This window comes from Nonomuraea sp. NPDC049028 (assembly GCF_043197735.1).
Lineage (GTDB): Bacteria > Actinomycetota > Actinomycetes > Streptosporangiales > Streptosporangiaceae > Nonomuraea.
Genome location: NZ_JBICTR010000009.1, coordinates 88,559 through 100,816, shown reverse-complemented (window position 1 = coordinate 100,816; position 12,258 = coordinate 88,559). Strand labels below are relative to the sequence as shown.

Below are 12,258 nucleotides of genomic sequence, written 5' to 3'. Positions count from 1 at the left end.
TGGTTTTGTCGATGACATGTGACAGCGTTTGCCGGTCTGTGTCCTGTGACACCGAACCCTGAGCTTGTGCCATCGAAGGTTGAGCGGTGCAGCGTGACGTCTGATCGTGGACGTGGACTCGGTATGGCCGGGCCGGACCTGAATAGGGTCGGTGCGCGACAGGACAGGGGAGCCCGTCAATGGCGGTGACATTCCGCCCCGCGTGCGGGCGGCTCTGGGGGCTATCAGTCGGTCCCTATCCCCTCCCACCGGAACTCGACCTCAAAGATCGGAGCCTTCCCCGCCACATCCAGTTCTCCTCCGTCATCCTCGTCATCGGAGTAGTAATGGACCTCGGAACCCGGAAACGCCTGCGCAAGCCGATCGACCACCTGCTCCTTCCCCTCCTCGCTGATGAACGCGGAGCCGTCGTTCTCCATCAGGACGTCAATGTCCTCCTCGTGCAACGCGGATCGCGCGTCATTGCGGGTGAGCCAATGTCCAGCGGCGGTACGTCCCCCTGCCGCGACCGTGAGACCGAACTCCACAGTGTCGCCGTGATCCTCGCCCCACACCTCGTCGTGGACCTCGATTCGAGCGCCCTTAAACATCGCCATGCGACCATTGTCCAGGCGGTCATGTCGGCGGTTCATCCCATCCCGGCGATGGCGTCACGTTCCGGGTGCGGCTGCAACTCCCCCCATCCCGCAACTGGAGGTCACGCTGCACCGCTCACTCATCCATGGCACAAGCTCAAGGTTCGGTGTCACAGAACAGTCTGCTGCGACAGCGATCGTTCGGTAAGTGGGTAAGCGGGTGGGCTGGAGTGGTCAACCAGCAAGCGGTGAATCCGTGTATGGCACGTCGATGCGTCGCCTGGTGCCTGACTTTGCTATGCCTCCTGGTCACAGCGGGCTTTCGAAGCAGATGGCCGAGGGGCCGGAGGGTGCGCGGGCGGAGCCCGCGCCGATAGGGCGTCCGAGCGGAGCGAGGGCCTGCAGGGGTCGGGCCTCGGCCCGACTGGAAGCAACGCCTGCCCCCGAAGCGCGAAGCGCCCACCCGCGAAGGCCTTTGTGGAGAGGTGGGCATCAGACGGTCAAGCCGGTAAGTGGGTAACGGGTGGGGCGTGGTGGGTGGGGGTGCGAAGAGGCGGCGGCGAGGGGGCTAGCGTGTGCGCATGCGCTCACGTCGATCTGTTCTCGCCGTCCCCGGTAGTAACCCGAGGTTTCTGGAGAAGGCCCAGACTCTGCCGGTCGACGAGGTGTTCCTCGATCTGGAGGATTCTGTCGCGCCCCTGGTCAAGGATGAGGCTCGCAAGAACGTCGTGACCGCGTTGCGGGAGGGGGACTGGACGGGGAAGACGCGGGTCGTACGCGTTAATGATCTGTCGACGCAGTGGACCTACCGTGACGTGATCGAGGTGGTGGAGGGTGCGGGGGACAATCTCGACTGCCTGATCCTGCCCAAGGTGCAGGACTCGACCGAGGTCGTCTGGCTCGACACGCTGCTCACCCAGATCGAGAAGACGATGGGGCTGGGGGTCGGGCGGATCGGGATCGAGGCGCAGATCGAGAACGCGCGCGGGCTGGTCAACGTGGACGCCATCGCGGGGGCGTCCAGGCGGCTGGAGGCGCTGGTGTTCGGGCCGGCCGACTTCATGGCGTCGGTGAACATGCGCACGATGGTCGTGGGGGAGCAGCCGCCGGGTTATACCGAGGGCGATGCGTACCACTACATCCTGATGCGCCTGCTGATGGCCGCGCGGATGCACGATCTGCAGGTGGTCGATGGGCCGTACCTGCAGATCAGGGACGTCGAGGGGTTCAAGCGGGTGGCCAGGCGGGCCGCGGCGCTCGGATTCGACGGGAAGTGGGTGCTCCATCCGTCGCAGGTGGAGGCGGCCAATGAGGTGTTCTCGCCGACGCAGGAGGACTACGACCACGCCGAGCTCATCCTGGAGGCGTACGACTACTACACGACCGTGGAGAAGCGCGGCGCGGTCATGCTGGGGGACGAGATGATCGACGAGGCCTCGCGCAAGATGGCGCTCGTCGTCGTGGCCAAGGGGCGGGCTGCCGGGCTGAGCCGTACGAAGACGTTCAGCCCGGAGAGCTAGGGTCGTAACAGCTGTCAGACCTTGAAGCCGATCGTGGTGAAGAACCAGAACGACGACGTGAGCCAGAGCCCGACCAGTGCCGTGAACGCGAGCCCGCCGATCACGGGCAGCGTCCAGCCTGGCGTGCCCCGCTTCGGCAGGGCCAGCATCTTGGCCGTGAACAGCCCGTAGAAGAAGCAGCCGAGCAGCGAGTGCGCGAGCACCCTGGGCACGTCGTACTGCAGCCCCAGGGCGTACAGGCAGTGGAAGGCGACGGGGATGGTCAGCAGGAAGGCCAGCCGGCCCGACCAGCGATGTACGCCCGGCGGAATGGAGACCCCGAGCTTGCCCCACATCGACAGGGCGGAGATGACCTGGACGGCGGCGAGCACGAACGCGCCCGTCGTCAGCCACGCCTTCATCGGCAGCGCGGCGGAGAAGCCGGCGGGGCCGACCGCGAAGCCGGTGGGGGCGTGGATGCGCCCGAAGACGCCGAGGGCGATCGCCACCATTCCGCCGATCAGCAGCGGGACGGACAGGGGGTGGAAGCTGGTCGGCCGGTGCGAGGTGACGCTCATTGCATCTCCTGAATGAAGCCGTCGACGTCCTTCGGGTAGAGGGTGGTGTTGTCGTCGAGCGGCACCGGCGCGGTCGGCTGGTAGGCGTTCAGCTGCGGGATCTGCAGCTGCTTCTCGTCCACGAACGCGGCGCCGACCTGCGTGAAGCCGCCTTGCGGGCGCTTCAGTACGATCCAGCCGGCTCGTAGCTTGGCGCCCCTTACCTGGGCGGTCGCCCGGTAGAGGCCGGAGGGTTTGACGACGGTGTTCGCGGCGAAGGTCCACTTCTTGCCGCCGATCTTCAGCCAGCCGGTGGCCCTTCCGCCGCCGAGCGTGCCGCCGACGGCCGCGGCGCCGAAGCCCCGCAGGGTGATCTTGCCGTCCTTTTCGTTGCCCTTGAACCAGGCCTCGGACTTGCCGTCACAGAAGTAGCCGATGGTCTTGCCGTCGCGTGTGGAGATGGCGATCAAGCCGCCGTTGCCGCGTACGTAGCCTCCGTAGTCCGCCTTGTCGATGGTCTTCGGGGCGGCTTCGGCGGTTTCGGTGGGTTCGGGGGTAACGGTGGCGGCGGTGGCGGCGGGTTCCGCCGAAGGTTCAGCCGCGGCGGCGGTCTCGGTCGCGGGGGGTTCGTTGGAGGTGGCGGCAACCGTTGTGTTCGCCGCCGGTGTCGCGGTGATGCTGGCGACACCCAGCCCGACGGCGAGCGCGGCGCCCGCTGTCAGGGTGATGACAGGTCCCAGCCTTGACATGAACTGCTCCCAGGGTCGAAATGCTTACTCCACCGAGCATCCGCTCAAACTAACGGATCGTCTGTGAACTAATGCTCATCTCCCAGACAGAATGTAGAGATGCAGGAAAATCCTGGACCCCAGCTTCCGTACGGGACGCAGCCGCCGGGCCGGCCGGCCTACCCTCACCAGCCGCCGCCCATGCCCGCGCGGGAGCCGTGGTTCCGGCCGACGCCCAGGGGCGCGCGATACGACTACCTGGCCCGAGTCGGTGACCGCGGTGCCTGGCGGGAGATCGTCGGGACGATCCTGGTGGGCGTCGCGTTCTTCGTCATCGGTGCGGTGGTCATAGGCGTCGGCGCGGTGCTGGCGATGATCCTCGGCATCCCCGCGTCGCTGACGCCTGAAGAGCTGTTCGGCGATCCGGTGTTCTCGCTGGTGGTGCTGCTGCTCTCGATCGCGGCCGTGCTCCCGGCGGTGTTCGGTACGGTCGCGCTGATCCAGCGGCGGCGGCCCGGGTCGCTCTCCTCGGTCGCCGGGCGGTTGCGGTGGGGGTGGCTGCTGCGCTGCCTGGGAGTGGCGGTCATAGCCCTGGCGCTGGGGCAGGTCGCCCAGCTCGCCATGATGACGGTGACCAGGGAGCCGGTCACGGACATGTTCGGCTGGGCCGGGTGGAGCGCGTTCCTTCCCGCGCTGATCGTGATCGTGCTGCTGGTGCCGTTCCAGGCCGCCACCGAGGAGTACATCTTCCGCGGCTGGGTCATGCAGGCGTTCGGAGCCCATCTGCGGAGCCCGGTATGGGGGATCGTGCTGGGTTCGGCGCTGTTCGCGTCCCTGCACGGGTATTCGTGGATCGGGCTCATCGACGTCTTCAGCTTCGGCGCCCTCATGGCGTGGCTGGCGGTACGGACCGGAGGGTTGGAGGCCCCGATCGCCCTGCACGTGGCGAACAACATGCTGGCGTTCGGGATCAGCGCGGCCGCCGGGCATCTGGACAAGGCGCTGCAGCAGGGGGACGTGCCCTGGCAGGCGTTGGTGGGGACCGTGGTGCAGTTGGGGGCGTACGCGGTGGGGGTACTGTACCTGGCCAAAAAACGGTCAGTTAGCGATCTTTCGGGATAAATAGCTAGCTGGTGCCAGGAATCTCGCTAGAGAGGTCTCGCCATTCGGGCTCAGTCGTGTTGCTCTGGATCCAGTGGGTGGGCGAGGATTCCGGAGGTGATCATCTCGGCGAGACAGGGTAACTAGCCCTCATGTGCGATATTTCACGCCGCAGTGACATGAAAAACGAAATAAGCGCATAAACGTGGACAGGCTGCCCTGGAACGATCTGGCATACCTCTCTCTACCGGGTCGTTCGCTCAGTTCGATCAGTACGTACTAGGAGGTGCGACGCGTGGCCTCCGGCCCCAGCGACCCGCCACGGCGACCGCCGGGTGATGACGACCCGCGGCCCGAGAGAGCCGCCGACCCCCATGCCGCCAACGAGCCCCGGATCCGGCACTCTCCGCCGGGCCCCACCGATGATCGGGCTCGTGGCCTGCCTGCGGCCTCACCGTGGGGTATGCCGCCGTTCTCCTCCCCCGTCCCTGGGGACGAGCCTCCGGACCCGCCGAAGGGGCGCCGGCCGTACAGCTCCCCGACCGCGGAACCCGAGACGGAGCCGCGCCGCCGCCGGGTCGTGAACCACCCCGACAAGCTCGTGGCCGGCGGCCCACCCCGGACTGAGCCCGAGCCCCGGACCGAGGATGAGCCCCCCGAGGCCGCACCCCGACCCTGGCTCGAGACAGAGGACCAGCCGCAGCACGAGGATGAGCCCCAGTACGGCACGCCGGAGGATCCGGAAGACGCCCCCGAGGACCTTCACGAGCCCGAGGTGCGGCGCGTCGGACGCCCGCCCGCCGGTCGTCCCACCAGACCGGACCGCCTCGTCGCGTCGGGCCCGCCGCGTCCCGGCGGCTCCAGCGGCAGGCACCACCGCGGCCCCGCCCCGTCGGCGGTCCGCCGGTCGAGTCCGGTACGGAGGCGCAGCCTGGCCGCGCCGACGGCCATACTCCTGGCGCTGGTGCTGCTCGTGGCGGGCGGTGTGCTCGTGTGGCAGTGGCGCTCCTCCGACAAGCCCGGACTGGCGCTGTCCGAGGGCACGGAACGCTCGGGCGACGAGCTGTTCACGGTGCCGTCGGCCGGTGACGGCTCCGATCAGAAGCTCAACGACATGACCTCCGTGGGCCGTGCCGTGGTGGCCGTCGGCAGTGACACGACGAGCCCGACGCCGCGGCCGCTGTTCCTGTTCTCGCCGGACAGCGGGAAGACGTGGCAGCTCGGCCAGGTCAACGGGTCGACCACGGCGACGGTCCAGCGGGTCGTGGGCGGAGACGGGCGCTGGCTGGCCAGCGGCGGCGACGGGGTGGGCGCCGAGCGCGGCCTGTGGACCAGCACCGACGGGTTCACCTGGGCGGCCGTGGAGCAGAGCGGTCTGTCCGCGTTCAGGAACGGTGACCTGATCTCCGGTATCGCCCGGACGTCGTCGGGGTTCGTGGCGGTCGGCCGTACGACGCTCACCGGCGGCGCGACGGGACCCGCGGCCTGGCAGTCGCCGGACGGGCGCGCATGGGAGCGCGTGAACATGGGCGGGCTGGACGTACGCGAGCTCAAGGCGGTCGTGGCCAAGGGGAACACCGTCGTGGCCATCGCCGAGTCCGCCCCGGGCGACGGCTCAAGGGTCGTCCGGTCGAGCGACGGCGGCGCCACGTACCAGGCCACCGGGTTCCAGTTGCCCGAGGCGCGGACCGGGTCGTCGCTGGCGGTACTGCCCAAGCAGTTCGTCCTCGTCCCCACCAGGCAGCGAACGATCACCGGCGACGTGCGCGTCTACTGCTCACCGACCGGCGCGCAGTGGGCGCAGTGCGGCTCGATCCGCGGCCTGAGCGGTACGAGCCCCGGCATCGACTCACTGATCAGCTACCCGTCGGGGATCGCCGCGGTCAGCCAGGCGGACCTCGGCAAGTACTCCATCCTGACCAGCGCCGACGGGCGCGGCTGGGCCAAGCGGACCGACCTCCGCAACCTGCCGGGCGCCACGCTGCGCGGCTTCACGATCTCCGACTCGGGCACCCTGTTCGCGGGCGGCGACCAGGCCACGGCGGACGTCGAGAACCAGCTCGTCCTCATGACCGCGCCCCCGCGCGGCGACGCGACGCGCGTACGGCTGGCCGGCGTCGACGGCCTGTCACGGATCGCCCGCCAGACCAACCGCCTGGCCGGTTTCGACGGCCGGTACGTCGCGGTCGGCTCGGCCTCCGGCGACGCCGGCATCTGGACCAGCCTGAACTGGCAGTCCTGGACCTCCATGAGCCTCGGCGGGGCGAACCAGCAGACCCTCGACGACGTCGCCCACGGCCGCCGCGGCTGGCTGGCCGTCGGCAGCACCCAGGCGGACACATCGGTCACCGACCCGCTCCTGGTGTCCTCCGAGGACGGCCGCACCTGGAAGAAGGTGACGGCCTCCGGTGACCTGGCCCGTACCCAGGACCATCCGTACCTGGCCCTCCACGTCGTGGCTGCCGGCGAGTCGGGCTATGTGCTCGCCGGCGAGGACCGAAACGCGGCGGGCATTCCGGGCGCCGCGCTCTGGTTCACGCCAGACCTGCGCAAGTTCACCCGGTCGAAGAAGCTGCCGCAGGGGGGCTCCGGTGTGCGCGTGTACGACGTGGCCGCCACACAATCCGGATATGTCGCCATAGGCGGCTCGGGCAGCGGCGACCGGGAGAGCGCCGTGGTCTGGTTCTCGGAGGACGGCGTCAACTGGAAGTCCCGTGACCGCGTCTCGCCACCGGAGGCCAGCTCCGCCGGACTGCGGGAGGTGGTGGCGTACCAGGACAAGCTCATCGCCATCGGAACAGCCCAGACACCCGGCTCGCGCCGCGCCTTCGCCGCGGTCTCGGAAGACGACGGTACGACCTGGCGTACGGCTTGGCTGCCGGCCGACCAGGCGGCGGCCGTGTACGACCTCGCGGCGGCCGACCAGGGGCTGGTGGCGGTCGGCTGGCACGGCACACCGGGAGAGGGGGACAGCGCGGTCTGGCTGTCTGAGGATGGTTTGTCATGGAACCGGGTGGACCTGACGAAGGGGCGGCTGGCGGGGGCGGGGATGCAGTGGCTGGCGGCGGTGACGGTGATGGGATCGGAGGTGGTGGCATTGGGCCGTTCGACGACCTACAACGCCGATCACATGATCCTTTGGACCTCCTCTCTTTCGTCTGACCGCTGAAGTGCCGAGCGAGAAGGGGACGCCAGGTGATTGAGCGCACGACGCTGGGATCAGTGGCGAAGGTGGACCGTGGCGACTCCTCCTTCGGGGGCGGTGCCGCGCTAGGTGGTGGGCGGGTGAGTTGGATGTTCAGGCACGGCCGAAGCCGACAGCGTGTGGTGCTTGTCGGCCGTGTCGGATGAAGGGCGAGGTCAGGCCGGCCCAACGCTGGTGCGGCTCACCATGCAACATCTTCTGCGTCAGCCCAGGTCGGCGGCTCGCCTCCCGGGAGCGCGCTCGCTGCGGCCCTCGTGCCAGACGGGCTCGTCGCTCTCCTGGATCGTGCCGTCGGCGCCGAATATGAGGAACCGGTCGAAGTCGGCGGCGAACCACCGGTCGTGGGTGACCGCCAGCACCGTGCCGGAGAAATTATTGAGTCCCTGTTGCAGGGCCTCCGCGCTCGCCAAGTCGAGGTTGTCGGTGGGCTCGTCCAGCAGTAGCAGGGTGGCGCCGGACAGCTCCAGCAGCAGGATCTGCAGCCGAGCCTGCTGGCCGCCGGAGAGGGTGTCGAATTTCTGGTTTGCGGCGGGAGCGAGCTCGTAGCGGGCCAGCGCCGCCATCGACTCGTTCAGGATGAGGGGGTGGCGGGTCATGATCAGCTCGACCGGGGTGCGGCCGTGCAGGTCCGGACGGGCGTGGGTCTGCACGAACCGGCCGGGCACCACCCGCGCGCCCAGCCGCACCGTACCGCTGTGGCTCATCGCGGGCACCGCGCCGTCCGCGGCCTGTTCCAGTATCTGCAGGAAGTGGGATTTGCCCGTGCCGTTGGAGCCGAGCACGCCCACGCGTTCGCCGTACCAGATCTCGGTGCCGAACGGCCGAGTCAGGCCGGTGATCTCCAGGTCCGCGCAGATGACGGCGCGTTTGCCGGTACGGCCGCCGCGCAGCCGTATCCGCATGTTCTGCCGCTTGGGCGGGCGCTGCGGCGGGCCGGCCTCCTCGAAGCGGACCAGCCGGGTGCGGGCGGCCCGGTAGGACGAGGCCAGCGCGTCGTTGTTGGCCGCGGTCTGCTGCAGGGTGTTGACCGCGCGAGGCGAGCCGGCCGCCCGTACCGGGACGACGCTGTACGGCCCGGCTGGCCCCGGCAACGCGGTCTCGCCCTCGTCAAGCAGGGCGAGCGGCACCACGGTGTCGCCCTCATCAAGCAGGGCGAGACGAACCGGCCGGAGGTGTCGTGCCCACTGGGCGTTTGGGCACGGCCGAAGCCCGGACATCTACCGGGGGTACGGCGTGTGACCGACAAGGGCACCTCGCCGGCGGTCTCTGCGAAGAAATTCGACTGCTGCCGTAGAACGGGGCTTGGAGTGACGCTCAGAAGCCCTATGGGCGCCTCTGACGCGGGCGTTGCCGGGCAAAGACAGCCCTCTCCAAGGAGAGGTGCGGCGGGCTCTTCATGTCGCTCTGCCGCCCCTTGAGGCGCCGCTGGATGATCTCGGAAATGGCCGCTGACGTGGGCAAATGTGGCCAATAACGGCTAAAATTCAGGGACCCGATTGCGTGGGCGGCCGGGGTCTGAGGAGGCTGTGAGTGAACCGGGATATCCGTACGGTAGAAGACGTCCTGTCCATGTTGGACCGCCTATTCGCCGCGGATGCCGACCGATGGACGCCGAACGCCTCCTCCTGGTGGGACGACTTCTACTCCGACCGCTCCACACCCATCCCCTTCTTCGTCGACAAGCCGGACGAGAGCCTGGTGTCCTACCTCGATCGCGGCCTGCTCACCCCAGGACGAGCCCTGGACCTCGGCTGTGGGCCAGGGCGCAACGCCGTTCATCTCGCCTCGCTCGGGTTCGAGGTGGACGCCGTCGATCTTTCTCCGGCCGCCGTGACCTGGGGGAAAGAGCGGGCCCGTGAGGCGGGCGTCGAGGTCCGCTTCCACTGTGGCGACATCTTCGCCGTCGACCTGCCGCCCGGGCACTACGACCTGGTCTATGACTCCGGCTGCCTCCACCATCTGCCGCCGCATCGCCGGGTGAGTTATCTGAGCCTGCTGGAGCGTCTGCTCGCCCCTGGCGGTCATCTTGGCCTCACCTGTTTCGCCGCCGGTGTCATGGGCTCCGAGCTGCCGGACGAGGAGTTCTATCGCCAAGGTCGCCTGCACGGAGGGCTGGCTTACACGCCTGAGGCGCTGCGCTGGATCTTCTCGGACTACACCGAGATCGAGTTGCGGCTCATGGAGGAGCAGGCGCCCGACGCGCTCGCCTTCGGCGTTCCCTTCCTGCTGGCCGCCCTGTTCCGGCGGCCGGCGGATAACGCGGCCGATAGGTGACTGAGGGCGTGCGCCATAGAGTGAAGCCGTCTAAGAAGTCACGCTGACACCCGGAACGAGAGTCCGACACCGCTTCAGGGCCAGCCGGCGCCGGGGACCTCGACCTCGGTGGAGAGGACTTGGCCGGTTCCGGGTGGCACCATCTCGGGCATGCCGCGCCACTCCGCGGCCACGATGAAGAGCGTCGAGCGGTTCGCGCCGCCGAGTTCGCAGGCGAAGGCGCCGCGGTCGAGTTGGACGGTCTGCACCTTCTCTCCGCCTTCGCGGACGCGTACGCACTGCCGGTTGGGCACGTCGGCGTACCAGACGGCGTGCTCGGCGTCGACGCAGATCCCGTCGGGGACGCTGTCACCGAGGTCGGCCCACACCCGGCCGTTCGCCAGGCTGCCGTCGGGTCCGATGTCGTACCCCATGAGCCTTTTGCCGTACGAGTCGGCGACGATCAGCGTTGCGTTGTCCGGCGTCACGGCCAGCCCATTGGGGAACGAGATGCCGTCGGCCACGTCACGTGCCAAGCCGTCGGGGCCGACATGTGTGACGGCTCCGGGAGCGAACTCCCCGCCGCTGAGCATGTCGAAGCCCGCGCGGTCGACGTAGATGTTGCCGCGGCCGTCGATGACGATGTCGTTCCAGCCCTGCCCGACGCCGGTCAGGTCGGCGTGGGTCACCAGCGAACCGTCGGGTTCCATGCGCAGCAGCAGGGCCCGCGCCGAGTCGACGATCACCAGCCGTCCGTCAGGCTGCCAGGCCGTGCAGAGGGGTATCGACTCCACCCGGGCCACGACCTCGTGCTTGCCGTCGAGGTCCAGCGCGATCACCTCGTGCGCGGTCCAGTCGGAGAAGTACAGGCGGCCCTCGTGCCAGCGCGGCGCCTCGAGCAGTCCGAGGCCGGTGAGCCAGGTACGCAGTTCAGACATCGAAGTCTCCCTTCGCGACAACGATTTGCCCGGCCCGTCGACCCGTCGATAGCATCGCGCCAGCGCGAGGGGCGCGTGATCGCCGTGTGACGAGGGAGGTTGATGAATATGGCTGCGAACAGCCCTCATCAGCATGCCCTTGTCCGGCCCGCGCGAAGCTAGCGCGGTCCGGGTCGTACGAAAACGACCAGGAGTCACACGTGTCATCTTCCCCTTCACCGACCCACCCCGATCTGACCACTGCCCGCCTCATCCTGCGGGCATGGACCGATGGCGAGGCCGCCGCCGTCCTGGGCGGCACCCGGCAGGCGCACTGGGCGGCGGACTTCCCCGCCGAGGGCGACGGCGTCATCGTCGGCCTCTTCGCGGAGCATCCCGCGTGGCTGGGCGAATACGGCCACCGGCAGGTCATAGAGCGCGAAAGCGGCCTGGTGGTCGGCTCGATCGGCCTGTTCTGGCCGCCCGGCGACGGCACCCTTGAGCTCGGGTACGGCATCGTGGCCTCCCGGCGCGGCCGTGGCTACGCCCCCGAGGCCACCCGGGCCATGACGGCGCACGCCCTCACCGCACCAGGTGTGCACACCGTGTACGCCAATGTGGAGCTGTCGAACCCGCCCTCGATCCGAGTGCTGGAGAAGGCCGGCTTCGAGAGGTGGAGCATTGAGCAGGACATGGCCAGGTACCGCGCCACGACGGCAGACCTACCGCAGCGGTAACAAGCGGTAACAGTCTCCGCGCCGAGTGTCGAAGCGGACGCGCTTTCGGCACTCGGTGCGGAGAGGGGCTGGAGTTGTTCAGTCGTCAGCGTCACCTCTGATGGCCAGCTTCTTCGCCATCACCAGCTCCCGCAGCCCGTTCGGCAACTCGTCTCCGAGCTGCGAAGTGTCCTCGAACCCGTGCCGCCGATACAGTGCGATCGCCTTGTCATTGAACGGCGCGACCGCCAGCTCCAGGACCTCGGCCCCCACCTCCACGGCCCACGCCGCTACGGCGCGTATCAGGTGGTCGCCGACCCCACGCCCCCGCGCCTCCGGAACGACCCACATCGAGATCAGTTCGGTCACGCCGTCCCGTTCGCCCGGGATGCCGCTGGCCATCCCCGCGGGCTTGCCGTCCAGCAGGGCGATCAGGTTCCGCGAGCCGGGGATGCTCAGACGGTCCCGCCACCGCTCCTCCCGGTCGCCGTCGCCCTGCCATTCCGAGAGCGGGACTCCGAACGCGTACGGCGCCTCCTCCAGCGCGACGAGCCGAAGCTCTCGCCAGAGGGCCCAGTCATCGGCCGACAGCTCCTGCAATTCGATCATCCGGGCAGCCTGGCGCCCCGAACATCCTGATCGCAACTGCTTTAGGCGGCCCCCTGAAGGTAATTGACACGCCTATAGGCATCTATGAAGCTTGTCGT

General features: G+C 68.7%; 10 protein-coding genes and 1 pseudogene. 5 read left to right on the top strand and 6 right to left on the bottom strand.

What is annotated here, in order from left to right:
- Positions 1-224 precede the first annotated feature (224 nt).
- Positions 225-596, bottom strand: a complete 372-nt coding sequence (locus ACGFJ2_RS33985) for a hypothetical protein (RefSeq protein ID WP_393475277.1) — start codon at positions 594-596, stop codon at positions 225-227.
- A gap of 560 nt (positions 597-1,156) precedes the next feature.
- Between ACGFJ2_RS33985 and ACGFJ2_RS33980 the strand changes: the two genes are divergently transcribed.
- Positions 1,157-2,095: a CoA ester lyase gene (locus ACGFJ2_RS33980; protein ID WP_357944315.1), complete on the top strand. Its 939-nt coding sequence runs from the start codon at positions 1,157-1,159 to the stop codon at positions 2,093-2,095.
- Positions 2,096-2,109: 14 nt separating this feature from the next.
- On the opposite strand, the gene ACGFJ2_RS33975 is transcribed toward ACGFJ2_RS33980, so the two are convergent.
- Together ACGFJ2_RS33975 and ACGFJ2_RS33970 are read right to left on the bottom strand one after the other, a co-directional pair.
- Complete coding sequence (locus tag ACGFJ2_RS33975) at positions 2,110-2,652, bottom strand: DUF6529 family protein (RefSeq protein ID WP_357944317.1); 543 nt, start codon at positions 2,650-2,652, stop codon at positions 2,110-2,112.
- Positions 2,649-3,380 carry a hypothetical protein gene (locus ACGFJ2_RS33970; RefSeq protein WP_393475273.1) on the bottom strand — a complete coding sequence of 244 codons (732 nt, stop codon included), beginning with the start codon at positions 3,378-3,380 and terminating at the stop codon, positions 2,649-2,651. The genes ACGFJ2_RS33975 and ACGFJ2_RS33970 overlap by 4 nt, the downstream gene beginning before the upstream one ends.
- A 99-nt stretch (positions 3,381-3,479) precedes the next feature.
- Here ACGFJ2_RS33970 and ACGFJ2_RS33965 point away from each other — a divergent pair, with 99 nt between their 5' ends.
- The gene (locus ACGFJ2_RS33965; protein ID WP_393475270.1) at positions 3,480-4,481 is read left to right on the top strand and encodes a CPBP family intramembrane glutamic endopeptidase; all 1,002 of its coding nucleotides are present in this window, start codon (positions 3,480-3,482) and stop codon (positions 4,479-4,481) included.
- Positions 4,482-4,755: 274 nt separating this feature from the next.
- Positions 4,756-7,629 carry a hypothetical protein gene (locus ACGFJ2_RS33960; RefSeq protein WP_393475267.1) on the top strand — a complete coding sequence of 958 codons (2,874 nt, stop codon included), beginning with the start codon at positions 4,756-4,758 and terminating at the stop codon, positions 7,627-7,629.
- 239 nt (positions 7,630-7,868) lie between these two features.
- Here ACGFJ2_RS33960 and ACGFJ2_RS33955 read toward each other — a convergent pair.
- Positions 7,869-8,693 (bottom strand): annotated as a pseudogene (locus tag ACGFJ2_RS33955) (ATP-binding cassette domain-containing protein); the annotation flags it as partial.
- A 502-nt stretch (positions 8,694-9,195) separates the two neighbouring features.
- Between ACGFJ2_RS33955 and ACGFJ2_RS33950 the strand changes: the two are divergent.
- Positions 9,196-9,939 carry a class I SAM-dependent methyltransferase gene (locus tag ACGFJ2_RS33950; RefSeq protein ID WP_357944329.1) on the top strand — a complete coding sequence of 248 codons (744 nt, stop codon included), beginning with the start codon at positions 9,196-9,198 and terminating at the stop codon, positions 9,937-9,939.
- 74 nt (positions 9,940-10,013) lie between these two features.
- On the opposite strand, the gene ACGFJ2_RS33945 is transcribed toward ACGFJ2_RS33950, so the two are convergent.
- On the bottom strand, positions 10,014-10,856 hold the full coding sequence (locus tag ACGFJ2_RS33945) for an SMP-30/gluconolactonase/LRE family protein (RefSeq protein WP_357944332.1): 843 nt from the start codon (positions 10,854-10,856) through the stop codon (positions 10,014-10,016).
- Positions 10,857-11,056: 200 nt separating this feature from the next.
- Here ACGFJ2_RS33945 and ACGFJ2_RS33940 point away from each other — a divergent pair, with 200 nt between their 5' ends.
- On the top strand, positions 11,057-11,572 hold the full coding sequence (locus ACGFJ2_RS33940; protein WP_393475263.1) for a GNAT family N-acetyltransferase: 516 nt from the start codon (positions 11,057-11,059) through the stop codon (positions 11,570-11,572).
- Between the two features lie 78 nt (positions 11,573-11,650).
- Here ACGFJ2_RS33940 and ACGFJ2_RS33935 read toward each other — a convergent pair whose 3' ends face one another.
- Positions 11,651-12,160: a GNAT family N-acetyltransferase gene (locus ACGFJ2_RS33935; RefSeq protein WP_393475260.1), complete on the bottom strand. Its 510-nt coding sequence runs from the start codon at positions 12,158-12,160 to the stop codon at positions 11,651-11,653.
- Positions 12,161-12,258: the final 98 nt, after the last annotated feature.